Origin of the sequence: Cryobacterium serini, assembly GCF_004404025.1 — a bacterium.
Taxonomy (GTDB): domain Bacteria; phylum Actinomycetota; class Actinomycetes; order Actinomycetales; family Microbacteriaceae; genus Cryobacterium; species Cryobacterium serini.
In genome coordinates, this window is the sequence record NZ_SOHN01000009.1 from 476,276 (window position 1) to 501,463 (window position 25,188).

Below are 25,188 nucleotides of genomic sequence, written 5' to 3' on the forward strand. Positions count from 1 at the left end.
GGCTTGAAACATGCGTGCATGGGAACGACCCGAAATTGTCTCTGTCCCCGGCGAGTCGGGTGCCCCCTGGCTCCACGACACAAAAACTGACAGCCTGGTGCTGGCCCAGCCGCTCGCTTCAGCCCGACTCTACGTCTGTGGCATCACGCCGTACGATGCGACCCACATCGGCCATGCCAACACTTACCTCGCCTTCGATACCCTCCAGCGGGTTTGGATCGACGCCGGTTACCGCGTGCACTATGCCCAAAATGTGACGGATATCGATGACCCGCTCCTGGAGCGGGCAACCGCCACCGGCGTCCACTGGCGCGACCTGGCCGAATCGCAGGTTGAACTTTTCCGCACCGACATGGAAGCTTTGGGAATCATTCCGCCGAATGATTTCGTCGCTGTGACCGAGGTCATCGACGAGGTAGCGGCCGCGGTGGCGCTACTGCAGGAGGCCGGACTCGCCTATCCGGTGCAGACGGACGACGCCATAGGCGGGGCAGACGGAACAATCGCCGTCGACCTGTACTTTGACATCCGTGCTGCCGAAGCCAGCACCGGATGGGCGCTCGGTGACGAGAGCAACCTCGACCCGGACAGCATGCTGCGCCTATTCTCCGAGCGCGGGGGAGACCCCGACCGTGCGGGCAAACGCGACCGACTCGACCCGTTGCTCTGGAGGGCTGCCCGTTTCGGGGAACCGGCGTGGGAATCTCCGGTCGGCGCCGGGCGACCCGGTTGGCACATTGAGTGTTCGGTGATCGCCCTCAAAGAACTTGGCACAGACTTCACCGTGCAAGGGGGCGGCTCCGACCTGATCTTTCCACACCACGACATGAGCGCCGGGCATGCAGAGGCGCTGTCCGGACATCCGCTCGCCGGGGTCTACAGCCACACCGGCATGGTCGCCTACCAGGGCGAGAAGATGAGCAAATCGCTCGGGAATCTCGTTCTGGTTTCAGGGCTACGCGCCCAGGGTGTTGACCCGCGTGCGATTCGACTGGCCCTGTTAGCCCGCCATTACCGCACCGACTGGGAATGGACCGACGCGCTTCTCGAGGAGGCCGTCGCGCGTCTGTCCGTGTGGTCCGCAGCCTTCGGTGCTGCAGCCCTTAGCACAGCCGAGAGCGCTGCCAACGGGGGGACGCCTGGATCGGCCGCTTCGCTCGTGGAGTCCCTGCGCCTTGCACTCCGTCACGACCTGAATACCCCCGAGGCTCTGAAGCTCGTCGACGACGCGGCCGCCGGCCCGCTCGATGACGTGAGCCTGGTGCATCGTGCCATCGGCGCGCTGCTCGGCGTCGCACTCTAGAGCGAAGCGGACTCCTCGGCTGCCCCGTTGCGTTCCTAGTGCCGCGGCCCGTCGGGCCGGCTTCCGGGGCCATCGGGCCGGCCGTCTGCGCGCCCATCGCGCCCGTCGGTGCCGCGCTTACGCAGGTACTTCTCGAACTCCTGGGCAATCGCCTCGCCGCTCGCCTCCGGCGAGTCAACGGTGTCTCTGGCCTGCTCGAGCTGGGCGATGTACGCGGCCATGTCCTCGTCCTCGCCTGCTAACACATCGATACCGGTCTCCCACTCAGCCGCCTCGGTCACGAGTGCGCCGCGCGGGATGACCACGTCGATGACCTCTTCGAGCTTGTCGATCAATGCGAGCATTGCCTTGGGCGATGGTGCGTTATGCACATAGTGGGGCACGGATGCCCAAATCGACAGGGTAGGAATTCCCACCGTCTCGGCAGCGTCGGACAACACGCTGAGTATGCCGACCGGCCCCTCATAATTGCTGCGTTCAATTTGCAGTTCGGCGCGCACCTGAGCGTTATCGCTCGAGACGAAGATTGAGATGGGGCGGGTGTGCGGAACATCGGCCAGCATGGCGCCCAAGAAGACTATGCCGCTGACATCGGCGGCCAGGGCTGCGTCGAGTATCTCCGCGGCGAAGCTCTTCCAACTGCGAGACGGCTCCGTACCGATCAGCAGAAAGATATTGCCCGCGTTCGTGCCACTGACCCGCAGTTCGGCATCGTCTGCCAGTGGAACACTCAGCGTCCCTGGGGTTTTCGGACCGTACATAATCGCGCTCGGCCAGCCGAGAGTGCGCACGCCGTCCTCGTTCGTTGACACGGTCGGCCGGTTGAACTGGTAGTCAAAGTACATTTCCGGGTCAACCTCGGTGATCATCTCAACGTCGAGTAATTCTTTTAGCGCGCGAACCGCCCCCGTTGCGGCCTCTCCGGCGTCGTTCCAGCCTTCGAAAGCGACGACGAGCAGCCGTCCGCCCAGAAACCCATTACCGTCAGCCACCGTTTATGTCCTCAATTCTTAAGCCTTCCGCGTGAAGGGCCTCAGTCAAGGATAGGCGGTGGCCCTAGACTTGAACCCCGTGAATATTTTTTCTCCGCCCCTGCCCACGCCCGCTACCCTGCCCGCCGCCGTCCTCTGGGACATGGACGGCACGATCGTCGACACCGAACCGTACTGGATGCGTGCTGAGACCGAGCTCATGGCCGAGTTCGGCGGTGTCTGGACTCACGAAGACGGAATGTTGCTGATCGGGTCAGGATTGTGGAATTCTGCGGCAATTCTGCAAGCACGGGGCGTCGATCTCACTGCAGACGCGATTGTTGCGCGCCTGACCGACCGCGTGCAGCAGCAGTTGGCTGAACACGGGATTCCCTGGCGTCCGGGGTCTCGTGAGCTTTTGCGGCAGCTGAAAGCCGCCGGCGTCCCGACCGCACTCGTCACCATGTCGGTGGAGCGCATGGCGCGTCAGATCATCGACCTCATCGACTTTGCAGCATTCGACGTTGTAGTCGCTGGCGATATGGTCGCAAACAGCAAGCCGCATCCTGACCCGTATTTGTTCGCCGCCGAGCAACTCGGCGTCGACCCGACATCGTGCATTGCGATCGAGGATTCCGTGCCGGGTGTCGAATCCGCTGTTGCCGCCGGCACGATCACCATCGCCGTTCCCCACCAGATCGACCTGCCGGAGAGCGTGCTCTACACGCGGTGGCCGACGCTCGACGGGCGAACGATCCACGATATCGCGGCACTGTTTCACGATTTGAAGCGTACCGAAGCATCCTCTCCCATTCATTCTCTCGCCCCCACCGGGTCCGCCCGAAACGAAAGCGCACCACTCGCATGAGCAATAACCAGGTCATTCAAAACAGTGGACTCTTTCGTGTCGGCGACCGGGTACAACTCACCGGGCCCAAAGGGCGGATGAACACCATCACCCTTCAGGAAAGCCTGACCTTTCATACCCACCGCGGCATCCTCGCGCACGACGACATCATCGGGCAGCCAGACGGGTCGGTCGTCACCAACAACGTCGGCGTCGAGCACCTGGCGCTGCGGCCGCTTCTGGTGGACTTCGTGATGAGCATGCCGCGCGGTGCAGCCATCATCTACCCCAAGGATGCCGCGCAGATTCTGGCGCAGGCCGACATCTTTCCCGGCGCCACCGTCGTTGAGGCCGGCGTTGGTTCCGGGGCGCTGTCGCTCTGGTTGTTGCGCGCGATCGGGCCGGCCGGCCGTCTCGCCTCCTTTGAACGGCGCGAAGAATTCGCTGACGTCGCTCGTGACAACATTGCTACCTTCCTCGGGAATGACCCGCAGAACTGGACCATCACCCTGGGCGATCTTGCCGAGACGTTGCCCGATACGATGCCGTCGCAGAGTGTCGACCGGGTGGTCCTCGACATGCTGGCGCCCTGGGAATGCCTGGGCGCCGTCTCCGAAGCCCTGAAGCCGGGAGGGGTGCTGCTGTGCTACGTCGCCACGGTGACGCAATTGTCTCGTGTGGCTGAGGCCATCCGCGGCACCGGTTTCTATACCAATCCGGATTCCCATGAAACGATGATTCGCGGTTGGCACGTGGAGGGTCTGGCAGTGCGACCCGACCACCGCATGATCGGCCACACCGGTTTCCTCATAACGGCACGTCGGCTCGCCCCCGATACGATCCTGCCCGAGCTGAAGCGACGTCCGTCCAAAACGGACTTCAGCGACGCGGATGTCGAGGCCTGGACCCCGGGGGCGCTCGGTGAACGCAACGTCAGCGCCAAGGTCATGCGCAAACGTGTGCGGGCCGCTGGCACGAGCGCCGAGCTTTCCAAGGCTCGCGACCTCGACGCCGGTTAGGATAGGGCCCGGCCCATTTGGGTTGTACCGCGCCGAAGCCGCAACCGTCTGGCCTTAGCAATACCCGCACCAACCTCACACCCGCGCAGCAGATCCATGCTGCAGCAACCCCGTACCGAAAGAAGGACTTGTGCGCAAAGCATCCGCGCTGATCGTCACCGCCGGCCTCGTGATGACGGCATTGACCGCGTGCGCCGGCCCCGGCACGGCCCAGGCCTCCTGTGAAACCGCGGCGACGTCCGGTGCAGCCTCGACCTTGGTCTCGGCCGCCGGCGAATTCGGCTCGGCGCCCGACGTCAGCTTTCCGACACCGCTCAAGTCGTCAACTACTCAGCGCACGCAAATCATCGAGGGTTCCGGCGAGAAGCTTGTCGCCGGTCAAATGATCTCCGCAGTCATGACCATGTACAACGGAACGACCGGCGCTGCCATTCAACAGGCTCCGTTCGACGGCAGCGTTGCCTTTCCGACTGCCCTCGCCGAGACCACCCTTCCCGGAATCGTCGCCGGCCTCCTGTGCGCCCGCGAAGGTGAGCGCATGGCGGTCGTCATTTCCCCCGATGATGGGTTTGGTCCGGCCGGCGGGAACGAGCAGCTCCGCGTCGAAGCGACGGATGCCCTCGTGGTTGTCGTTGACATCGTCAAGGCGTATCTGCCGCGAGCTGACGGAGCCAACCAGATCGTGGCCAATGGCCTTCCCGCCGTGGTGCTCAATGAAAACGGCGTCCCGGGCATTGTCGTGCCCAACGGGGACGCTCCCACCACGCTCGAAATCGGTGTGCTCAAGCAGGGTAACGGCGAGAAGGTCGAGGAGGGTTCGACGGTCACGGCGAATCTCGCCGGCATGCTCTGGAAAGAAAAGACAAACTTCGTCTCGACCTGGTCCAACGGAAGCCCCGTTCAAATAATCCCCAACGCGGTCATCCCCGGGCTGGCAACGGCACTCATCGGACAGACGGTCGGCTCACAGATCGTCGCCGTCATTCCTCCCGACCAGGCCTACGGCGACGCGGTGGATGCCACTATTCCGGCCGGGTCAACGCTCGTCTTCGTCGTCGATATTCTCGGCGTCAACTAAGCCGGCTGGCCCGCATGTCTACCCCGCCTGAATCGGAACCTCCAGAAAGCGCGAGCGAGGCCAAACCGTTACTGGTGACGGCCCCGGAACGGCTGTTCAGCTTGGTTCTCGCCCTCGTAGCAACGGAATCAGGGCTGACCAAGTCCGATATTCTCGCGAACGTGCAGGGTTACCGACAGCGATTCTCGTCCGGCGGCTCGAATGAGAGTCTGGAGCGCCAGTTCGAGCGAGACAAGGACGATATCCGCGAATTGGGGATTCCGCTCGAAACAATTGAGTCGCCCGATGATCCGGGCAGCAATCACTTTTTGCGGTACCGAATTCCCAAAGGTTTGTATGACCTACCCGCCGACGTGACGTTCACTCCCGACGAGGTATCCCTACTCAAACTCGCCGGCACGGTCTGGCGGGAAGGATCGTTGTCCGGGGAATCCCGCCGGGCTCTGATGAAGTTGAACTCCCTGGGTGTCGAATCGAGCGAACCGGTGTTGGGCTACGCCCCCCTGTTACGCACGAAAGACCAGAGCTTCGAACCGTTGAGCAAAGCCCTCGACCGCGCGCAGGTCGTGGCATTTCTCTACCTCAAACCGGGGGAGACCAAGCCGGCCCGTCGAGAGGTTTCTCCGCGTGCGTTGGTGCAGCACGAAGGCCGCTGGCACCTTTACGCAACGGATGAGGTCGCTCACGCCCCGCGCACCTTCCTGTTGGCTCGCATCGTGGGCACGGTGACAGTTCTGGCGAACTCCACTCCGACTCCGATTAGCGTTGGCGAACCGGGCAACGTGACCGATAGCGCACGCGCGCTCTTTGAACTCGATGCCCTGTGGGTCAGCAATGTCGCCCACATCGTCGTGGTGTCGGGATCCGACGCTGCCGTGCGGCTCGCCGCGCGGCAGGCTGCCCAGTACCCCGCACCCCAGCCGGACCCGCCAACGACGCTTGAGCGCAGCCTGCACTTCACCGACGTGAACATCCTCGCCGACGAACTGGCGGGGTTCGGGCCCGAGGTGTTCGTCGAAAGTCCACTCGCCTTACGCACCGCTGTGCACAATCGACTGGTCGCCGCTCGTGACGCTCATGCCAGCGCAGCCCCCGCGTCCCCGCCCGTCCGCGCACAGCGCCGCCGGCCGACGCCGCTGCACGCGCAGACTTCCCAGGCAGCCAGCCAGCCTCGGGTCGCCGGAGACCAGCTCACACTCTTGCTCTCCCTCGTCCCGTACCTGATCGACCAGGGGCCGGTCACCGTCACCGAGGTGGCCGAGCACTTCGGACTGTCAGAGGAACGGGTGCGCACACTGGTCAGCCTCATTGCCCTGTCAGGAATTCCCGGGGAAACACGTCAATACCTGCACGGCGACCTGTTCGACATTCTCTGGGACGAATTCGAAACCAATGATCGGATCGTGCTCACCCACCAGGTCGCCATCGATGACTCCCCTCGCTTCTCCGCGCGCGAGGCCGCAGCACTCATCGCCGGTCTGCAGTACCTGTCCGCCTTGCCGCACAATGCCGACACCGATGCGATCGCGTCGCTGATGGCTAAGTTGACCCGCGGCGCGTCGGCGCCACCCACCCAGGTCGCCGTAGCTCAGCGTGACGCCGGCATGACCCGCGAGATTGTGCAGGCAGCCCTCAGCACAGGGATGCAGGTCGAGTTCGACTATCTCAATGCGCGTGGCGACCAGGAACACCGCCTCGTCGATCCCTTGCGCATTGAATCCGTCGACAGCGACTGGTACCTTCGCGGCTGGTGCCACCTTCGCGAAGCCGTGCGAACCTTCCGTTTCGACCGGATGACCGGTCCCCTCATCACCGCCGCGCCGCGCAGTTCACATGCGCTTGACCTGCTGCTGCCGGACACCCTGTTTCAGCCGTCGAGCGACGATGTTGATGTGCGACTCGAGCTCCCAACCGCGGCGCTGCCGTTGCTGGCCGACTACCGACCCGAGCGGTCCGAGGTGGTCGGAGCAGGCGCACGCACGCGCACCACACTGCGCGTCGCTCATGCCCACGTGCTAAAACGCCTCGTCACCAGCCTCGCTGGCATTGTCACAGTGCTTGAACCGGCAGAATCACGCAAGGTCGTTTTTGACTGGTCGACAGCCGGACTGGCGCAGTACTCCGGCGACGATCAGCCCGAGTCGAACGAGAGGTAGCCCATGCCGTGGTGGTCGTGGTTGCTCATTTGGAGCGTTCTGGTGGCGGGTCTCCTCGTGGTCCTGGGCTGGTGCGCGGTGACGCTCTACCGTAAAGCCCTAACGACCCTGCGGGCGATTGAGGTCCTCAGCGATCAAGTTTCCGCAGTGGACCTCGTTGCGCCGTCGGTGTCCGTCTCGTTCATCCCCGCCGTATTCGCGGACGCGGCTGTGGTGCTTCGCAATGTCGAGCAGAATCGAGCTGACCGCAGTCACCGAAGTCAGGTGCGTCGCGATGCGCGGATCGTGCGGGGTAAACTGATGCGAAACGCCCGCTAGCTAACACAGAGGACACACCCTCATGCTGCAAAACCTGACCGGATGGCATTTTCTGATCATCCTCGTCGTTGTACTGCTCCTCTTCGGTGCGCCAAAGCTTCCCGGACTCGCACGCAGCCTGGGGCAGTCCATGAAGATCTTCAAGAGTGAGATCAAGAGCGACACTGTCGACCCTGATTCCAACGCCGCACCGCAGTCGACGAGCACGACGGGTGACGGCGTGTCAAAGACGTCCCTCCCGACCGAGCCCCGCCCGGCCGACCCCACCTCGAAGCCCTAGCCGCGAATGGTCCGTGCTGGACGGCGTGCGACCGAAGCGGGAAAGATGTCGCTGGGGCAGCACCTGATCGAACTGCGCAAGCGTCTTTATCTCGCTGCAGCCGGCCTTCTGATTGGTGCTATCGCTGGTTGGTTCCTATCCGATTTTGTCTGGGATCAATTGCGCGAGCCGATCTACGCCATCATCAATGCGCAGCATCGCAACGCCCAGATCAATTACCCGGACATCACGAGCGCCTTCGATCTAAAACTAAAAATTTCGCTCTACGTCGGTCTGATAGTTTCCAGCCCGGTGTGGCTTTACCAGGTCTTCGCATTTCTGGTGCCTGGTCTGACCCGCACCGAGAAGAAATACACGTTCGGGTTTCTACTCACGGCCATTCCTTTATTTCTGGCCGGCTGTGCGGCAGGTTGGGTCGTGCTGCCGCACGTGGTCGAGCTCATGACGAGTTTCGCGCCCACCGAGGATTCAGCGTTCATTAATGCGCAAGGCTATTTCGACTTCGTACTCAAACTCGTCGTGGCGATCGGTATTGCCTTCGTCCTTCCGGTCTTCATCGTGCTGCTCAACTTCGCCGGCGTGATCAGTGCGGCGTCGATCATCAAATCCTGGCGAATCGCCATTTTGGTCATCGTGCTTTTCACGGCCATCGCTACCCCGGCCGCTGACGTGGTCTCGATGTTCTTGCTGGCCATTCCCATGGTCATGTTGTATTTTGCCGCCTACGGCATCGCCTGGTTGCACGACCGTCGAGCCGCCAAGAAAGTGCTGGCTTTCGAGAAAGAATTCGCGCTCTAGTCTGTATTGAGAGTCGTTCGTAGTAATTGTTAAGGATCACGTGACGCACACGCAATCGCCGGCCGAACGGTATTCGGCAGCGCGCACCCGAGCAAGCCAACCGAAGTTGTTGGCTTTCGATCGCAGCCTCAAATTCGATCTCGACCCGTTCCAGCGTGAGGCCTGCGCGTGCCTTGAGGCCGGCAACAGCGTACTCGTTGCTGCGCCCACCGGAGCAGGCAAGACCATCGTTGCCGAATTCGCCATCTACCTGGCCATGCAGCAGCCGCGGGCGAAGGTTTTCTATACCGCGCCCATGAAGGCGCTCAGCAATCAGAAATTCCAGGAGTTCGTTGCCGAGTACGGAGCGGACCAGGTTGGGTTGCTCACCGGAGACAGCAACGTCAACCCGGGAGCACGCATCGTGGTCATGACCACCGAGGTGCTCCGCAACATGCTCTACGCTGATTCCGACTTACTCACAGACCTCGCTTTCGTGGTAATGGATGAGGTGCACTACCTGGCGGACCGCTTTCGCGGCGCCGTGTGGGAAGAAGTAATCATCCATTTACCGCAGCCGGTGCGCATGGTGTCGCTCAGCGCCACCGTGTCGAACGCCGAGGAATTCGGCGACTGGTTGCAGGCAGTTCGCGGTCAGACCGATGTGATCGTCTCGGAAGAGCGGCCGGTTCCGCTCGAACAGCACGTGCTGGTCAAGAACAATATGCTCGACCTGTTCGATTCCTCTGGATTGATCGGTGCGCATCGGGTCAATCCCGAACTCGTGCGGTTAGCGCACGCCGGCGGACGCTCGGCCGGTGGGCGTGGTCGCGGTTCTGGTCGCCAGGGCAGCCCGTCCGCGGACTACCGGGGTCATGACAAACAACGCGCACAGTTCGACGGCGGCCGAATGGATCGCGGCGATATTGTGCGCATGCTCGATGGCAAACACCTGTTGCCGGCTATTTTCTTCATTTTCAGCCGGGTCGGCTGCGATCAAGCCGTGCGGCAGGTGCTCCGCTCGGGGGTACGCCTGACACAGGAACACGAGCGCGAGGAAATACGTCAAATCGTCGATGATCGATGCCGCACATTGCTCGACGAAGACCTTGGCGTGCTCGGCTACTTCGAGTGGCTCGACGGACTCGAACGCGGTGTCGCCGCCCACCACGCTGGTCTGCTTCCGGCGTTCAAGGAAGTCGTTGAAGAACTGTTTCAGAAGAAGCTGGTCAAGGCTGTCTTTGCCACCGAAACCCTGGCCCTGGGAATCAATATGCCCGCCCGCACTGTCGTTCTTGACAAACTGGAGAAGTTCAACGGCGAGGCCCGCGTGCCGATCACCCCGGGGGAGTACACCCAGCTAACGGGCCGTGCCGGTCGTCGCGGAATCGACACCCTTGGACACTCGGTCATTCAGTGGGCACAGGGACTGGATCCGCAGGCAGTGGCCTCGCTCGCTTCCCGACGTACGTATCCGCTGAATTCCAGCTTCAAGCCCACCTACAATATGGCCGTCAACCTCATCGATCAGTTCGGCGTCACGCGCACGCGCGGCGTGCTCGAGTCGTCATTCGCCCAGTTTCAGGCCGATCGGGCCGTCGTCGACCTGGCCCGGACTGTGCGTCAGCAAGAAGAATCCCTAGCCGGGTTCAAGGTCAGCATGACCTGTAACCTAGGCGACTTCGAAGAGTACTCGGCCATTCGTCGACGTCTCACCGAGGTGGAGCGCGAGGGTGTCAAGGCCGACAATTCCCTGCGCGGGGAACGGGACAAACGCCAGCGGGAGGTGACCAGCCTGCGCAAGCAGATGCGCGCCCATGGCTGCCACCACTGTCCCGATAGAGAGGCGCATTCCCGATGGGCGGAACGATGGTTCAAGCTCAAACGCCAAACGGATGCCCTCAACCAGCAAATATCGGAGCGCACCGGGGCCATTGCCCGCGTCTTCGATCGGGTGACCGACGTTCTGCTCGGCTACGGCTACCTCGAATCGGATGCGAGCGGCGCCATTGCGCTCAGCGAGAGCGGACGCATCCTACGCCGAATCTACGCGGAAAGGGACCTGCTGGTGGCTGAGTCTCTGCGCCGAGGCCTGTGGAACGAACTCGATGCCGCGAGTCTCGCCGCAATGGCCTGTGCGCTGGTCTTCGAGCCAAGACGTGAAGAAGGCCTGATCGACGCCCGCTACCTGCCGAAGGGGGCGTTCAGACCGGCCCTCGATGAAACCCAGGACCTGTGGAGCCGCATCGACGATCTTGAGCGGGACCACAAGCTTCCCGGCAGTAATCCGCTCGCGGTCGGCCTCAGCCTCGCCATGTGGAAGTGGGCTCGCGGCGCGTCGCTGGCCGACGTCCTCTACGAGGCCGAGATGGCCGCCGGTGATTTCGTGCGCTGGACCAAACAGACCATCGATCTGCTCGACCAACTCAGCATTGCCGGCGACGGACAGGTCGGGCCGACAGCTCGCAGCGCCATGGATGCGATCCGCCGCGGCATCGTCGCCTACTCTTCGGTGGCCTGAACCCATCATGTGGGGGAATGAGCGCGCGTTCAGCCTGCCTTTGTGGGCGGCCCTTCTCGTCGCGGGCGGCGCCGGCGCGGTTCTGGATGCCGGTTTCCCGGATCGCGACTGGTGGTATCTTGCGCCGGTGGGGGTGGCCCTCATGCTCCTGTCCCTGCTCGGTCGCAGCTTGGCGACGGGACTGCTCGTGGGTCTGGTCGCCGGGTTGTCTTTTTGGTTGATCCATATCTTTTGGATCACCCTGTATCTCGGTCTTGTGCCGTGGTTCGCGCTCGGCGGACTGGAGAGCCTGTTCTTCGCCGTCGGGCTCGGCGTGACCGCCGTCGTCCTCCGGCACGGTCCTCAAGTATGGCCGAGTGCGTGGGGTCGTCTCGGCGTTGTTCCGGTTGTTGTTGCCGGCTTGTGGACGGCCAGGGAGGCGATCAGTGCGGTCTGGCCCTACGGCGGCTTTGCCTGGGGCCGGGTTGCCCTGTCACAGTCCGAGAGTCCGTTCGGTCCGCTCGTGGCCTGGGTGGGTTTGTCCGGTCTGAGCTTTATTCTGGTCTGGCTAAGCGCTCTCACCGTCCAGTTATTCCGCGAACCAGAGCTGGCGCGAATGCTGCGGACGGGTATCGCCGTCGGTGCCGTCGCGGTGGTCCTCGCAGTTCCGGCGTGGCCGACGCTGCAGAGCGGCGAGGTGCGCCTCGCCGCGGTGCAGGGCAACGCGGATGCCGGCCTGTTTGCCGAGCATGCGCCGGGTCAGATTCTGCAGGACCACACCTCGGCCACCCTGCCGCTGATCGGCCAGAAGGTCGATTTCGTGGTCTGGCCGGAAAACTCGAGTGATATCGATCCCACCGTTTCCGAGGCAGCCGCGCAAGTACTCGACTACATCAGTACCGCAATGGATGCCCCGCTCGTCACCGGCACCATCACCAAGCCCGATGACACTTACTACAACAGCTCGCTGCTCTGGGAGGCCGGTCGTGGCGCCGTGGACGTCTATGACAAGGTGCACCCGGTGCCGTTTGCCGAGTACATGCCGGATCGGGCGTTCTGGCGACCATTCGCTCCGGACCTGATCGACCTCATTGGCCGGGACTACGGCATCGGCACCCGCGACAATATTTTCGATATCAATGGGGTTCTGGCCGGAATAGCGATCTGCTTCGACATCGCCGACGATCAGTTGGTGCATGAAATGATCGACGATGAAGCCCAAATCATTCTCGCCCAAACTAACAACGCCGATTTTGGGAATACCGATGAGAGCGTACAACAACTGGCCATCGCCCGTCTGCGCGCGATGGAAACAAGCCGTACGGTGGTCAATATCTCGACTGTCGGCTCCAGCGCGATCATCACGCCCGACGGGGCAACGCTCGACAGCCTGCCGACCTTCACAGCGGGAGCCATGGTGCAGACCGTCCCGCTCAGCGACACCATCACGCCGGCGATGGTGGCCGGCCGCGGACTGGAATGGCTCGTCTCGGGGCTGGGCTTGGCCGGCTTGGCCCTGTGTGCGCGTTTCGACCGGCGCCAACGGCGCCGGTAAAGCAACGCAAGTCACAAAACGACCCTTTAACCAACAACGACCCCGGCACAGAGTGCGGGGTCGTGCGGGTGCAGCCGGCGGTTAGGCGCCGATTTTTTGCTGGCCACCACGTCGCAGACGCAACACCGAGAGGCGCTCTTCGAGCAACTCTTCGAGTTCGTCTCTGGAGCGTCGTTCCAGCAACATGTCCCAGTGGGTCCGAGCGATTTTCTCGTCGGAGTGGTCAACGATCACCGGCAGGGAGTCGACCAGTCGGGTCGCCGTCCGTGCACAGTACTTGCATTCCCATTCGTCCGGAGCCTCGGCTTCAGCCGAAAAAATCATTACCGTCTCGCGCCCACATGTTTCACACCGGTAGGTGTGAGTAACACGGGGGGAGAAGGTGACGCCCTCTTCGCTCTGCAGGCTTTGTGCGCCCAATCTCATGCCACGCAAACTGCGGTCAGCCATAGTGTGGTCTCCTCTCAGTCGCGATCACAAAACGACCACGATGCTTAGATAGTTGTAAACCATCAAGCTGGGTGTTAACCTTCCCAAACCCCCCGTTCTGGGAGGTAATTCTCAGGTTCGACGAGTAGAAACTTCCACAGCAAGATCCGTGCGATCCGTCACGATGCCGTCAACTCCCAAATCGAGCAGTCGAATCATCTCTACCGGGTCGTTGATGGTCCATACGTGCACCTCGACGTCCACTCTATGCATCATTTCGATGAATCGGGGTGTGATGATGCGAACCGGTCCTGCGCGCTCGGGTACCTGCACGGCGACGCAGCCAGCAAGCGTCCGGCGAACGAGAGAGGTGAGGCCTAGATTCGTCGCCGTTACGGCCAGCGCCACGAGCGGCGACGACGCGGAGGAAACCACACCGGGGAGCAGGTCGACCACGCGGCGGCGGCGCGAGTCATTGAACGAGGTCACGAGAACCCGCGGCGTGGCTCGCTGGTCACGAATCGCCTGTGCGGCCGGGTCGGCGGCGGCATCCGTCTTAATGTCGATATTGAACAGCGCCGCTGGGAAAGCTTCGAGGGTATCGGCCAGGGATGTAAACGATTGGCCGTAGCCAAGATTGATGCGCCTCAGCTCCGCCATGGTCAACTGGTCGATGCGTACGTCCCGTCCGAGCGCAGCCAGGTCGGGGTCATGGCTGATCACGGCCACACCGTCAAGCGACACGTGCACGTCGGTCTCGAGATGGGTTGCCCCTCCCGCCAGGGCCTTCACGAAGGCGAGCAAGGAGTTTTCCGGAGCGTCCAGTGCCAGACCGCGGTGCGCGAAAACCCGGGGATGCGGCGCAGTCAGAAAGACGGATTGTGTGCTCTCCGCCACCGCCTAGGCCTGCGGCGCTGCGGCGTGCGCGGACGTCGCCGGTGAAGCGGCTGCCCCCGGCTTTGGGTCGTGGGCATTCGCACCAAACGCACTGCCGATGCCCTTCATCGCCTCGGTCAGTTCGCTCGGCACAATCCAGAGCTTATTGGCGCTGCCCTCGGCGAGCTTGGGTAACGTCAGCAGGTACTGGTAGGCGAGCAGTTTCGGATCTGGATCTCCGTCGTGAATAGCCTTGAACACGGTGGTGATGGCTTCGGCCTCACCCTGCGCGCGCAAGACCGCAGCCTTGGCGTCACCCTCAGCCTCGAGGATCGCTGCCTGGCGCGCCCCCTCGGCGGTGAGAATGGCAGACTGCTTGGTACCCTCCGCCGTGAGGATGAGCGCGCGACGGTCGCGTTCGGCTCGCATCTGCTTCTCCATCGAATCCTGGATGGAGTGGGGTGGCTCGATCGCCTTGAGCTCGACTCGGCCCACCCGGATGCCCCATTTGCCGGTAGCTTCGTCGAGCACGATGCGCAGCTGGCTGTTGATGTTGTCCCGGCTGGTCAGAGCCTCTTCGAGGTTCAACCCGCCGACCACGTTACGCAGGGTGGTCGTGGTGAGCTGTTCGACAGCACCGAGGTAGTTGTTGATCTCGTAGGTGGCGGCGCGGGCATCCGTCACCTGAAAGTAGACGACGGTGTCAATGGAGACGACGAGATTATCTTCGGTGATCACGGGCTGCGGGGGAAAAGACACCACCTGCTCGCGAATGTCGAGGAGCGGCCGTACCCGGTCGACGAACGGCACAAGAAGATTCAAACCGGGAAGCAGTGTCTTGTGGTATTTGCCGAGGCGCTCGACCACCCCGGCGTTGCCCTGGGGAATGATGCGAATCGCGCGCACGAGGATGACGATGACGAACACCGCCAACACCGCGAGAAGTGCAATCACGAAGATCTGACCGATAAAAGCTGCGGGGTCAAGCATTGTTCTGGGTCCTTTCGGCGGAGATGACGACGGCGGTTGAGCCTTCGATGAGGTGCACGGTGACCGGCTGGCCGGGCTCCACACCAGGCCGGGAAGCGGCGCTGCTGTCGGGGTGCGCCAGCAGAAGCCGAGCGGTCCAGGTCTCGCCGTTGGCTAGTTTGACCAGCCCCCCGGTTTCGGTGACCGTGGACATGACCCGGCCGGTCATTCCGATCAGCGCGTCGATGTTGCTGAGCGCCGGATCGCCCCCCTTGCGAAGGGCCCGCAGTAAGAAGGGGCGAATGGTCAGAAGCAGAAGTACGGACAGTCCAGCGGCGAACACGATCTGCAGCCACCAGTCCAGTCCGAGCAGGTTGGCAGCCAAACCGCCCAGACTGCCGATGGAGATCATCAGGAAGGTGAATTCCAGGCTCAGCAGTTCGATGGTAATGGCCACGAGAATGAACACGAGCCACAAAATCCAGAGATAGTCGGTCAGGTCGACCATGTGTGACACCTTCCACATTCAGTTTCACCTTGAAACTAGCAGGTACCGCGTTCAACACGCCGAGGGAGCGACTGAGCCTTGTTGATAAGGTCGAAAGTATGGGAGTGGCCGATCAGGCCACACTTCATCACGGAATAAAGTTGACCGAATTTAGAGGAGCATGCGTGACCAATCCACTTGCAGCAGGATCACTCGAGGGCAAGCGCGTACTCGTCACCGGCTCGTCCCGCGGTATCGGCGCCGATACCATCGGCTATTTTGCCCAGGCCGGAGCGCGGGTCGTCATCAACTACCGCAATAAGGAGGCGCGAGCGAACAAACTCGCCGCTGCCATTCGCGCCGCCGGTGGGCAAGCCATCACGGTCGGAGCTGACCTGACCGACCCGGCATCGGTAGCCGCGATGTTCGCGACCATCAGGGCCGAATACGGGGGCCTCGACATCCTCGTGATGAACGCATCGGGCGGTATGGAAAGTGGGATGGCCGCTGACTACGCCATCAGGCTCAATCGCGACGCCCAAGTCAACTTGTTGAACGGTGCCATCCCGTTGCTCGGTGACGATTCCCGGGTTGTCTTTGTCACCAGCCACCAGGCGCACTTTATCGAGACGACAAGCACTATGCCGGAATATGAGCCGGTCGCCCGCAGCAAGCGCGCGGGCGAGGACGCCCTGCGCGCCGTCATTCCCGAACTCGAAGAGTCCGGTATCGGATTCGTCGTCGTTTCTGGCGACATGATCGAGGGCACCATCACGGCGACGCTACTCGAACGGTCCAACCCGGGCGCCCTGAACGCCCGCAAAGAGGCAGCGGGTCGTCTCTACAATGTCAGCGAGTTTGCCGCGGAGATCGTCTCGGCTGCGGTGGATCCGGTTCCAGTGGGAAATACCCGTTTGGTCGGCGACACGACCGGGTTCACCAACACCTAGAAAGTGAGTAAGCAATGAAGGCTGCCGATCTTCCGCTGCTCCGGACGGTGTCGCGCCCGACGATCCATCCTGATGGTTCGCGGGCGGTTTTCTCGCGGGTGAACGCCGACTTCGCAGCGGATGACTACATCGGCCAATTGTGGACCGTCGCGCTGGTGGGGGAGCCCGCTCCCCGCCGAATCACCCGCGGCTTTCGTGATACGGCGCCCCGGTTTTCCCCGGACGGCAGCCTGATCGCGTTTCTCAGGGCCGATGCCGGTGGCACCGCGCAGTTGCACGTCGTCGATGCGGCCGGCGGCGAGCCCCTGGCAATGACCGACGCAGCTCTCGGCGTGACTGACTTCCGTTGGCATCCAAACGGTGACCGGATCGCTTTCCTGGCCCGGGTTCCCGAACGCGGACGGTACGGCACGGTCGTTGGCTTGTCGGTGGACGCAGAACCAGCCCGTCGCATCGACACCCTGCGATACCGCTCGAACGGGGTCGGCTACACCAACGACCGGCGCGTGCACGTGTTCCTGGCTGTGGTGCCGAACGTCTGGGGCGCACCAATGCCCGCTCTTGCACCTGTTCTGGCCGATGCAACTCGCGGTGAGTCCAAAAACCAACCGGATACCGGGCGGAACCCCGTTCTCCCGGTGCAGGCCAGCCTGCCGTCCGGACTTCCGGTCGCACGCCAGGTGACCGAGGGGAATTTCGATCATTCCGGCCTGGCCTTTGCGTCTGCGGGGTCCAGACTCCTCACTATCTCGGCGCGTCATGCCGACCGTGACAACGACCTACGCAGTGAAGTCATCGAACTCAACCTCAGCCTCGACGAAGACGCTTCCAAGACGGATGAATTACCCGCTCCAGCTCGTACCGTCGTGCGTTCGACGAAGAACCTGAGCATCTCGGCTCTCGCCTGTGCCGATGACGGTGCGCTCTGGCTGCTCGCCACCGACGTCGGTGCGACCGGTCGAGATTTCGTCGGACGGGTGAGCGCTCTGTACCGCAGTGTTTACCCGGGTGACGCTTCGACACCGATACGCGTGACGCACCCGCACCAGACCGGGCAGGATTTACTTGATCTGGAGGCCACCGGGGGAATCAGCGTGCTGGCGGACGGTTCCGTGCTCGTGCTGCGCGGCAGTCGCGGCCGCGTCGATTTGCTCCGCGTCTCCCACGACGGGCGCGTGGAGCCACTCGACTGCGGTGCAAGCGTCGCGAGCTCAGCGGATGCCAGCGGGGAATCTGTGGTCGTCGCCGTGCAGTCCGGCGGTACGTCCGGTGACCTCGTTCTCGTTCACGCGAACCTCCCCGGCACGCAGACGCCGTGCCTCGAACCCAAACGCCTTACCGACTTCTCCGGGCACCTTCGCGCTACCGGTCTGGTGCCGGGTATCGAACTCACAATCACCGGGCGAGACGGCTACCCGGTGCACGGCTGGGTGCATACCCCGCCAGGATCAGGCCCGCACCCGGTGCTCCTGACCATCCACGGAGGCCCATACTCCCAGTACACCGGCGCGCTCCTCGATGAGACGCAGGTCTACGTCGACGCAGGCTACGCGGTGGTTCTCTGCAACCCGCGCGGATCATCCGGTTATGGCGAAGCCCACGGGCGCGCCATCCGCCAGCGGATGGGCACGCTCGACCTGGCTGACGTGTTGGACTTTCTCGACGGCGCCCTCGAAGCCGAGCCCGTTCTCGATGCACAGCGTGTCGGCATCATGGGTGGGTCTTACGGGGGCTATTTGACCGCTTGGACAATCGCGCACGATCACCGCTTTGCCGCCGCCATCGTGGAACGCGGTTTTCTCGATCCCGACGCATTTGTTGGTACGAGCGACATCGGCGATTTCTTCGGTGACGAGTATGCAGGAACGGATGCCAACCTGGTGCGAAGCCAAAGCCCACAGTTCCTGGTCAGCCAGGTGCAAACCCCGACCCTCGTCCTCCATTCCGCGCAGGATCTGCGTTGCCCGTTGTCGCAGGGTGAGCGCTACTATGCCGCGCTTAAACGCAGCGGGATTCAGGCCGAACTGGTTATCTTTCCGGGGGAGAACCACGAACTCAGCCGTACCGGTCGTCCACGGCACCGTTTGCAGCGGTTCGAGATTATTCTCGACTGGTGGGCCCGATTTCTGCCCAGTGCCGCCAATCACAGGAGATCCGATGAGCACGACAATGAAAACGGACACCCCATCACCTGAACCGGAGATCGCGGACAGCCACGACCTGATCCGGGTGCACGGTGCCCGCGAAAACAATCTCAAGAACGTAAGCGTGCAGATTCCGAAGCGGCGTCTGACCGTATTCACCGGCGTGTCCGGCTCTGGCAAGAGCTCGCTGGTGTTCGACACGATTGCCGCCGAGTCCCAGCGCATGATCAATGAAACCTACAGCACGTTTGTGCAGGGGTTCATGCCCACCCTCGCCCGGCCGGACGTCGACCTACTCGACGGGCTGACGACGGCCATCATCGTTGACCAGGAACGGATGGGTGTCAACGCGCGTTCGACCGTCGGGACCGCCACCGATGCCAACTCGCTCCTGCGCATCCTGTTCAGCCGGCTCGGCCAGCCGCACATCGGTTCTCCCCAGGCGTTCTCCTTCAACGTCGCCTCCATCAGCGGCGCGGGGGCTGTCTCGATCGAACGCGGTGGTCAGACGGTCAAAGAGCGGCGCAGCTTTAGCATCACCGGCGGAATGTGCGCACGTTGTGAAGGGAGAGGCTCGGTCACCGACATCGACCTGACCGCGCTGTACGACGACACTAAGTCTCTTAACGGCGGCGCGCTCACCATTCCCGGCTACAGCATGGACGGCTGGTTCGGCCGCATCTTTAATGGTTGCGGATTCTTCGACCCCGATATACCGATCAAAGACTTCACCGAACGGGAGTTGGACGACCTACTGCGCAAGGAGCCGACCAAGATCAAGGTCGAGGGCATCAACCTCACCTATGAGGGACTGATTCCCAAGATCCAGAAGTCGATGCTCTCCAAAGACGTCGACTCGCTGCAACGGCACATCCGAACTTTTGTAGAACGGGCGGTGACTTTCACCGTCTGCCCAGACTGTGAGGGCACCCGACTCAGCGCAGGGGCGCGTTCGTCGAAGATCAACGAGATCAATATCGCTGATGCCTGCGCGATGCAGATCAGCGACCTCGCCGAGTGGGCAGGGGGTCTGGCCGACCCCTCCGTCGCACCGCTCCTGGAATCGTTGCAGCACCTGCTCACATCCTTTGTCGAAATCGGGCTGGGCTATCTCTCGCTCGACCGCCCCTCCGGTACGCTCTCCGGCGGTGAGTCACAGCGCACCAAGATGATCCGCCACCTCGGCTCGTCGCTCACCGACGTCACCTATGTCTTCGACGAGCCGACGATCGGCCTGCACCCGCACGACATCCAACGAATGAACACCCTGCTGCTCCAGCTGCGTGACAAGGGCAACACCGTGCTCGTCGTCGAGCACAAGCCGGAGATGATCGCGATCGCCGACCACGTCGTCGACCTCGGCCCGGGTGCAGGAACGGACGGCGGTGACATCGTGTTCGAGGGCACTCTGGCCGGTCTTCGATCGAGCGATACACTGACCGGCCGGCACCTGGACGACCGGGCCGCTGTGAAAACGAGCGTGCGCAGACCTGCCGGGATCTTGCAGGTTCGTGGTGCCAACGCCCACAACCTGCACAACGTCGATGTGGACATTCCACTCGGCGTGCTCACCGTGCTGACCGGCGTGGCCGGGTCGGGAAAGAGCTCACTGATACAAGGCTCGGTAACGGGCCGCGACGGGGTGGTCTCCATCGACCAGGGCGCGATCAAGGGCTCCAGGCGGAGCAACCCGGCGACATACACAGGGATGCTCGAACCGATCCGCAAAGCCTTCGCCAAAGCCAACGGCGTCAAACCGGCACTGTTCAGCTCCAATTCAGAGGGAGCCTGCGCCAACTGCAACGGCGCCGGCGTTATCTATACCGACCTGGGTGTGATGGCCGGCGTCGCAATACCCTGTGAGGTGTGCGAGGGAAAGCGATTCGAGGCATCCGTTTTGGAATACCACCTCGCGGGGCGCGATATTAGTGAGGTGCTGGCGATGTCGGTAACCGAAGCCAGGGAATTCTTTGGTACGGGCCAGGCACGTACTCCGGCAGCGCACGCGATACTGGGCCGGCTCGCCGAGGTCGGGCTCGGCTATCTCAGCCTCGGCCAACAGTTACCGACCCTGTCCGGCGGCGAACGCCAGCGGCTGAAGCTTGCCACGCACATGGCCGAAAAGGGTGAGGTGTATGTGCTGGACGAGCCCACCGCCGGCCTGCACCTGGCCGACGTCGAGAATCTGCTCGGCCTGCTTGATCGGCTCGTCGATTCCGGGAAGTCGGTCATCGTCATCGAGCACCATCAAGCCGTTATGGCGCACGCCGACTGGATCATCGACCTCGGTCCGGGCGCAGGTCACGACGGCGGCCGAATTGTTTTTGAGGGCACGCCCGCCGATCTCGTAGCCGCGCGGTCGTCCCTCACCGGCGAGTACCTTGCGGCCTATGTTGGTGCCGTGCCTTCGACTCCGGCCACCGCGGGCTAGGCGAGGAGCGCGACCAGCGTTTGACGGGCACCGACCGTGTGCAGCAGGTCAAGCGCGTGGTCGTAGGCCCCGACAAACGTCGTGTCGTCGATGAGATCGCCGAACAGGTCGCGATCGCGCAGGAACGAATGTCGGTCAGCGGCGAATCCGGCAGCGTTATTCATGACCCGTTCCTTCAGACGGTCGGCGACCTCGATCGCCTGGCCCTGCTCATCCGTTCCCTCCGCATAGCGGGCCCAGCTGGCCACGATCGCCGCTGACAGCTCTATCGAACGACCGGCCACGAGCTGGTCGACGATCACCGGCACGAGCCACTTGGGAATGCGGTCAGAGGACTCGTTGCACAGCCGCGCAACGGTGTCGCGTACGCTCGGGTTCGAGAACCGCTCGATGAGCTCGTCTTTGTAAGCTTCGAGGTCGATGCCGGGTACCGGCTTGAGGGTGGGGGAGCCCTCGCGGTCCATGTAGGCGCGCAGGAAGAGCGCAATCAGCGGGTCGGCCGCGGCGTCGTGCACGAGCCGGTAGCCCATCAAATGTGCGAAGTAGCACAGGCCCTGGTGGCTCGCATTTAACAAACGCAGCTTCATGAGCTCGTAGGGCTCGACGTCGGCGACGAGCTGGGTGCGCACGTGCTCGTAGGGTGGTCGACCGTCCGTGAAGGAATCCTGTAAGACCCACTGGAAGAAGGGCTCGCACACCACAGGCCAGGCGTCCAGGACACCGAAGGTCTCGGCGACCAGCGCGCGGTCGGCATCCGTTGTGCCGGGGGTGATGCGGTCGACCATGCTGTTCGGAAAGCTCACGTTGGCGTCGATCCAGGTGGCAAGTTCGGCGTCGCGAGCGGTCGCGAATGCCACGAAGGTGTGGTGGGCAACCGCACCGTTGTTTTGCAGATTGTCGCAGGACATGACCGTGAACGGGGTCACTCCGCGGTCGCGCCGGCGTCGCAGAGCCTCAACGGTAATGCCGAAGACTGTGGCCGGCGCGGCGCCAGGCGCCAGGTCGGCCTGGACCTGCGGGTTGCCAAGATCAAAAGCCCCGGTCACCGGGTTGATGTTATAGCCGCCTTCGGTCACGGTGAGCGAGACGATCTTCACCTCGGGGCTGGCCATCCGCTCGATGACAGCATCGACGTCGTCGGGGGCGAACATAAAGTCGATGATCGATCCGATGACGCGTCCCTCCAGATGCCCGTCGGCGTGCTTTTCGACCAGAGTATAGAGGCCATCCTGGGCAGCTAAGACGTCCCGCATGCGCGCGTCACCGGCCAGCACGCCGACTCCGCAAATGGCCCAATCGCGGGCCAGACCCTGGCTGAGCAGGTCATCGATCATGAGTGCCTGGTGCGCCCGGTGAAACCCGCCGACACCGAAGTGCATGATGCCCGCGGTCAGTCCGGTGCGGTCGTAGGACGGAACGCGCACGGTGGCGGCGAGGGCGGGCAGGGCATCCGTCGAAAGGGCGGTGCCGTTGGAAAATGGGGGAGTGGTGAGCGTGGTCATAGGGGCCTCAATTCAGTCGAGCGTCATGGAATGGAATGCGAGCGGGCACACCGTGAAAGCCGGGCTGCGTTCCCCGCAAAACGGATGACATCACGGCAGCGACCAGATGCAGCACGGCAAAGAGCACCACGAGTCCGAGTGCGCCGAGGGTGCCGTAGAGCAGGGCCACGAGGAGCGGACCGGCGAACACGGCCGAGAGTGCGGCGGAGAGGAACGCGGCGATGGCGGCGGCCACACCGTAGACCGTGACGAGGGTGCCGACGAGGGGGATACTGAAGCTGTGATCGCCGGTGAGAAATGGCGCAAGAATATTGGTCTCGACGCCATCACCGACCATAAACAGGGCCAGTCCGATGTACCCCCAGAACAGTGGGCGGGGGAGTACAAGTCGGTCAAGCACCCCGTGCCTGACGAGGCCGTCGGTCGCGCCTGCTGGGTGCCTGTTGGGGTGCTTGGATGGGTGAGAACCTGAGCTGCCATTCTTCGCGTCCTTACGATGGTCCAGAGATCGAGCGCACCAAAACTAACACATGTTCTGACTTATTTAACATACAGTCTGTTATGAGAAAGGCAGATACTCACATCGATTTAACAACACGCCTCGGGGCATCTAGTATGGCGATCATGAAGCTTGCCCACGTCACCGACGACGATTCCCTCACGCGCGACGGCCTGACCGGTCCGGTGCGGCGCAGCGAACTGGTACGCCACATCGAGGCACACGGCCCCGTGCGACTCGAAAAGCTTGTCGAGACCTTTTGCGTCAGCGCCATGACCATTCACCGCGACCTTGATCTGCTAGCCCGTGAGGGACTTATCGAACGCGTGCGGGGAGGGGCGCGTGCGAAGCCGCACCCGTTTGCCGAACAGGATGTCCGCCTGCGCCGGGCTACCAGGGTCGGCCTCAAGAAGGCTCTTGCCGCAGAAGCAGCCCTGCTGATTCGGACCGGCGACGTTGTGGCTTTCGATGACTCGACTACGGTCGCAGCCATGCTTGGCCAGCTCGCCGCGCGGGCGCCGAGCGCGGTGATCACCCACGCGCTGGGGCTGATGCGTGAACTGACGCTGATGCATCCGCAGATCGCGCTCGTGGGCCTCGGCGGCCAATACGTGCACGAGACAGACTCATTTCTCGGTGCCGTCGTGGTCGAGCAGCTCAGCCGGGTCTCGGCCGACGTGGTTTTCGTGTCCACCACCACAGTGAAAAATGACGCTCTCTTTCATCCGGATGCCGCGGCGGCCGAAACGAAGCGAGCCTTGCTCACTCGGGCCGATCGCAAGGTGTTGCTGCTTGACGATAGCAAGTTCGAGGCCAAGGGTCTGTACCATGTGGCTGACCTGGCCGACTTCGACGACGTGGTCGTCAACGCCGAACTCGCGCCGGAGCTCCGTGAGCACCTTGAAACACTCGGACTCCGCGTTCATTACGTGCCGACTCCGACTGTCGAATTCTAGACAGGCCCAGCCCATCGGGCTCGCCCGCACAGCACTCACCAGGTGACCGATAATGCACATTATGTCAATAAGTCGATAGTGGTGGTGTGCCGTGATCTCACCGGCTGGTGTCGGGCAACCGCAACTCCACGTCCCGATCGCGTCAAACAGTTGATGGGGTGTTCTTCTGGCTCGTCTGCACCCACACTAAAGCTATGAAGACCATGACATTACCCAATACCCACTTGGACGTCTCGAACATCGTTCTCGGGCTGATGCGGATCGTTCCTCTCAGCGATGAAGAGATCCGATCCTTGGTTGGAGCGTCTCGAGACGCCGGCATCAACTTTTTTGATCACGCCGACGTGTATGGCGGTGAGCCCCACGAATGCGAGCGGCGTTTCGGTGACGCGGTGACGTTTTCGGCAGAAGATCGGGCACGTGTGGCCATCCAGTCAAAAGTCGGCATTCGACCCGGCTTCTGGGACTTTTCCAAGGAGCACATCCTTGAGTCCGTCGACGAGTCACTCACGGCGTTGAAAACGGACTACCTCGACCTGCTGTTGCTGCACCGCCCGGACGCCCTCGTGGAACCCGACGAGGTCGCCGCGGCCTTCAACGTTTTGCACGACGCGGGTAAAGTGCGCAATTTCGGCGTCTCCAATCACACCCCGGGGCAAGTCGAGCTGCTGAAACGCTCGGTTGCCCAGCCGCTGATCGTGAACCAGGTGCAGCTCAGCATCACGCACGCGCCGCTGATCGCCGCCGGCATTTCGGCCAACATGGCGGGCCTTGACCAGTCCATCGATCGGGACAACGGCATTCTCGATTACTGCCGACTCAACAACATCACGCTGCAGGCATGGTCGCCGTTTCAGAAGGGTTTCTTCGACGGTATCTTTCTAAATGATCGAGAAAACTACGCCGCGTTGAACGATGTCATCGACGACCTCGCTCGAACCTATGATGCTCCCCCGGCCGCCATCGCCGTGGCCTGGATCACTCGCCATCCTGCTCACATGCAGGTGGTGCTCGGAACGACCAGCGTGCGGCATCTTCTTGATTCGGCCGCGGGATCTGATATCCCCCTGACGCGGGGAGAATGGTATCGACTCTTCACTGCCGCTGGACATATCTTGCCGTAGTCGGGCCCCGAAACTCT

At 62.6% G+C, this 25,188-nt stretch carries 22 protein-coding genes; 15 read left to right on the forward strand and 7 right to left on the reverse strand.

Annotated features, from left to right (window positions below; genetic code table 11):
• Window positions 1-10 precede the first annotated feature (10 nt).
• On the forward strand, window positions 11-1,303 hold the full coding sequence (gene mshC / locus E3T51_RS07780; protein WP_134529282.1) for a cysteine--1-D-myo-inosityl 2-amino-2-deoxy-alpha-D-glucopyranoside ligase: 1,293 nt from the start codon (window positions 11-13) through the stop codon (window positions 1,301-1,303).
• Between the two features lie 35 nt (window positions 1,304-1,338).
• On the opposite strand, the gene E3T51_RS07785 is transcribed toward mshC, so the two are convergent.
• The gene (locus E3T51_RS07785) at window positions 1,339-2,295 is read right to left on the reverse strand and encodes a PAC2 family protein (protein WP_134529284.1); all 957 of its coding nucleotides are present in this window, start codon (window positions 2,293-2,295) and stop codon (window positions 1,339-1,341) included.
• A gap of 85 nt (window positions 2,296-2,380) precedes the next feature.
• Between E3T51_RS07785 and E3T51_RS07790 the strand changes: the two genes are divergently transcribed.
• From E3T51_RS07790 to lnt, 9 genes are all read left to right on the forward strand, one after another.
• The gene (locus E3T51_RS07790) at window positions 2,381-3,142 is read left to right on the forward strand and encodes an HAD family hydrolase (protein ID WP_420898420.1); all 762 of its coding nucleotides are present in this window, start codon (window positions 2,381-2,383) and stop codon (window positions 3,140-3,142) included.
• Entirely contained in the window at window positions 3,139-4,140 is a 1,002-nt protein-coding gene (locus E3T51_RS07795) for a tRNA (adenine-N1)-methyltransferase (RefSeq protein WP_104192702.1), read from the forward strand. The genes E3T51_RS07790 and E3T51_RS07795 overlap by 4 nt, the downstream gene beginning before the upstream one ends.
• Before the next feature lie 130 nt (window positions 4,141-4,270).
• On the forward strand, window positions 4,271-5,218 hold the full coding sequence (locus E3T51_RS07800) for an FKBP-type peptidyl-prolyl cis-trans isomerase (protein ID WP_134529286.1): 948 nt from the start codon (window positions 4,271-4,273) through the stop codon (window positions 5,216-5,218).
• Between the two features lie 14 nt (window positions 5,219-5,232).
• Window positions 5,233-7,374, forward strand: coding sequence for a helix-turn-helix transcriptional regulator (locus tag E3T51_RS17110; RefSeq protein ID WP_241989216.1), 2,142 nt, complete (start codon window positions 5,233-5,235; stop codon window positions 7,372-7,374).
• A 42-nt stretch (window positions 7,375-7,416) separates the two neighbouring features.
• Window positions 7,417-7,692 carry a hypothetical protein gene (locus E3T51_RS07815; RefSeq protein WP_166806413.1) on the forward strand — a complete coding sequence of 92 codons (276 nt, stop codon included), beginning with the start codon at window positions 7,417-7,419 and terminating at the stop codon, window positions 7,690-7,692.
• A 22-nt stretch (window positions 7,693-7,714) separates the two neighbouring features.
• Window positions 7,715-7,972, forward strand: coding sequence for a Sec-independent protein translocase subunit TatA (gene tatA, locus E3T51_RS07820; protein ID WP_134529290.1), 258 nt, complete (start codon window positions 7,715-7,717; stop codon window positions 7,970-7,972).
• Window positions 7,973-8,017: 45 nt separating this feature from the next.
• Window positions 8,018-8,770, forward strand: a complete 753-nt coding sequence (gene tatC / locus E3T51_RS07825; protein ID WP_134529292.1) for a twin-arginine translocase subunit TatC — start codon at window positions 8,018-8,020, stop codon at window positions 8,768-8,770.
• A gap of 40 nt (window positions 8,771-8,810) precedes the next feature.
• The gene (locus E3T51_RS07830; protein WP_134529294.1) at window positions 8,811-11,270 is read left to right on the forward strand and encodes a DEAD/DEAH box helicase; all 2,460 of its coding nucleotides are present in this window, start codon (window positions 8,811-8,813) and stop codon (window positions 11,268-11,270) included.
• Window positions 11,271-11,277: 7 nt separating this feature from the next.
• Window positions 11,278-12,804, forward strand: a complete 1,527-nt coding sequence (gene lnt, locus E3T51_RS07835; RefSeq protein WP_134529296.1) for an apolipoprotein N-acyltransferase — start codon at window positions 11,278-11,280, stop codon at window positions 12,802-12,804.
• 81 nt (window positions 12,805-12,885) lie between these two features.
• On the opposite strand, the gene E3T51_RS07840 is transcribed toward lnt, so the two are convergent.
• From E3T51_RS07840 to E3T51_RS07855, 4 genes are all read right to left on the reverse strand, one after another.
• On the reverse strand, window positions 12,886-13,254 hold the full coding sequence (locus tag E3T51_RS07840) for an RNA polymerase-binding protein RbpA (RefSeq protein ID WP_104192696.1): 369 nt from the start codon (window positions 13,252-13,254) through the stop codon (window positions 12,886-12,888).
• A 111-nt stretch (window positions 13,255-13,365) separates the two neighbouring features.
• Complete coding sequence (locus E3T51_RS07845) at window positions 13,366-14,130, reverse strand: glycerophosphodiester phosphodiesterase family protein (protein ID WP_241989217.1); 765 nt, start codon at window positions 14,128-14,130, stop codon at window positions 13,366-13,368.
• A gap of 3 nt (window positions 14,131-14,133) precedes the next feature.
• Window positions 14,134-15,099 (reverse strand): SPFH domain-containing protein, encoded by a 966-nt coding sequence (locus E3T51_RS07850; protein ID WP_134529298.1) that lies wholly within the window; start codon window positions 15,097-15,099, stop codon window positions 14,134-14,136.
• The gene (locus E3T51_RS07855; protein WP_104192694.1) at window positions 15,092-15,586 is read right to left on the reverse strand and encodes an NfeD family protein; all 495 of its coding nucleotides are present in this window, start codon (window positions 15,584-15,586) and stop codon (window positions 15,092-15,094) included. The genes E3T51_RS07850 and E3T51_RS07855 overlap by 8 nt, the downstream gene beginning before the upstream one ends.
• A 164-nt stretch (window positions 15,587-15,750) precedes the next feature.
• On the opposite strand from E3T51_RS07855, the gene E3T51_RS07860 reads away from it, so the two are divergent.
• Genes E3T51_RS07860 through E3T51_RS07870 form a run of 3 tightly spaced genes read left to right on the forward strand, consistent with a single transcriptional unit; the run spans window position 15,751 to window position 21,090 of the window.
• Complete coding sequence (locus E3T51_RS07860; protein WP_134529300.1) at window positions 15,751-16,515, forward strand: SDR family oxidoreductase; 765 nt, start codon at window positions 15,751-15,753, stop codon at window positions 16,513-16,515.
• A gap of 14 nt (window positions 16,516-16,529) precedes the next feature.
• Window positions 16,530-18,710: an alpha/beta hydrolase family protein gene (locus E3T51_RS07865; protein WP_134529302.1), complete on the forward strand. Its 2,181-nt coding sequence runs from the start codon at window positions 16,530-16,532 to the stop codon at window positions 18,708-18,710.
• Window positions 18,673-21,090: an ATP-binding cassette domain-containing protein gene (locus tag E3T51_RS07870; RefSeq protein ID WP_134529304.1), complete on the forward strand. Its 2,418-nt coding sequence runs from the start codon at window positions 18,673-18,675 to the stop codon at window positions 21,088-21,090. Before E3T51_RS07865 ends, E3T51_RS07870 begins: the two co-directional genes overlap by 38 nt.
• On the opposite strand, the gene E3T51_RS07875 is transcribed toward E3T51_RS07870, so the two are convergent.
• Both E3T51_RS07875 and E3T51_RS07880 read right to left on the reverse strand, forming a co-directional pair.
• Complete coding sequence (locus tag E3T51_RS07875; RefSeq protein WP_134529305.1) at window positions 21,087-22,592, reverse strand: mannitol dehydrogenase family protein; 1,506 nt, start codon at window positions 22,590-22,592, stop codon at window positions 21,087-21,089. The two genes, E3T51_RS07870 and E3T51_RS07875, sit on opposite strands and share 4 nt — an antisense overlap.
• Window positions 22,593-22,599: 7 nt before the next feature.
• A complete protein-coding gene (locus tag E3T51_RS07880) occupies window positions 22,600-22,992 on the reverse strand; it encodes a hypothetical protein (protein WP_134529307.1) in 393 nt (130 codons plus the stop codon).
• Between the two features lie 224 nt (window positions 22,993-23,216).
• Between E3T51_RS07880 and E3T51_RS07885 the strand changes: the two genes are divergently transcribed.
• Both E3T51_RS07885 and E3T51_RS07890 read left to right on the forward strand, forming a co-directional pair.
• Window positions 23,217-24,047, forward strand: coding sequence for a DeoR/GlpR family DNA-binding transcription regulator (locus E3T51_RS07885; protein ID WP_166806414.1), 831 nt, complete (start codon window positions 23,217-23,219; stop codon window positions 24,045-24,047).
• A gap of 194 nt (window positions 24,048-24,241) precedes the next feature.
• A complete protein-coding gene (locus E3T51_RS07890) occupies window positions 24,242-25,171 on the forward strand; it encodes an aldo/keto reductase (protein ID WP_134529310.1) in 930 nt (309 codons plus the stop codon).
• Window positions 25,172-25,188: the final 17 nt, after the last annotated feature.

Excerpts from the sequence above, each read along its gene's own strand:
- mshC (WP_134529282.1), top strand. The coding sequence starts at position 11 with ATGCGTGCATGGGAACGACCCGAAATTGTCTCTGTCCCCGGCGAGTCG.
- E3T51_RS07795 (WP_104192702.1), top strand. The coding sequence starts at position 3,139 with ATGAGCAATAACCAGGTCATTCAAAACAGTGGACTCTTTCGTGTCGGC.
- E3T51_RS17110 (WP_241989216.1), top strand. The coding sequence starts at position 5,233 with ATGTCTACCCCGCCTGAATCGGAACCTCCAGAAAGCGCGAGCGAGGCC.
- tatA (WP_134529290.1), top strand. The coding sequence starts at position 7,715 with ATGCTGCAAAACCTGACCGGATGGCATTTTCTGATCATCCTCGTCGTT.
- tatC (WP_134529292.1), top strand. The coding sequence starts at position 8,018 with ATGTCGCTGGGGCAGCACCTGATCGAACTGCGCAAGCGTCTTTATCTC.
- lnt (WP_134529296.1), top strand. The coding sequence starts at position 11,278 with ATGTGGGGGAATGAGCGCGCGTTCAGCCTGCCTTTGTGGGCGGCCCTT.
- E3T51_RS07840 (WP_104192696.1), bottom strand. The coding sequence starts at position 13,254 with ATGGCTGACCGCAGTTTGCGTGGCATGAGATTGGGCGCACAAAGCCTG.
- E3T51_RS07850 (WP_134529298.1), bottom strand. The coding sequence starts at position 15,099 with ATGCTTGACCCCGCAGCTTTTATCGGTCAGATCTTCGTGATTGCACTT.
- E3T51_RS07855 (WP_104192694.1), bottom strand. The coding sequence starts at position 15,586 with ATGGTCGACCTGACCGACTATCTCTGGATTTTGTGGCTCGTGTTCATT.
- E3T51_RS07865 (WP_134529302.1), top strand. The coding sequence starts at position 16,530 with ATGAAGGCTGCCGATCTTCCGCTGCTCCGGACGGTGTCGCGCCCGACG.
- E3T51_RS07870 (WP_134529304.1), top strand. The coding sequence starts at position 18,673 with ATGAGCACGACAATGAAAACGGACACCCCATCACCTGAACCGGAGATC.
- E3T51_RS07875 (WP_134529305.1), bottom strand. The coding sequence starts at position 22,592 with ATGACCACGCTCACCACTCCCCCATTTTCCAACGGCACCGCCCTTTCG.
- E3T51_RS07885 (WP_166806414.1), top strand. The coding sequence starts at position 23,217 with ATGAAGCTTGCCCACGTCACCGACGACGATTCCCTCACGCGCGACGGC.
- E3T51_RS07890 (WP_134529310.1), top strand. The coding sequence starts at position 24,242 with ATGAAGACCATGACATTACCCAATACCCACTTGGACGTCTCGAACATC.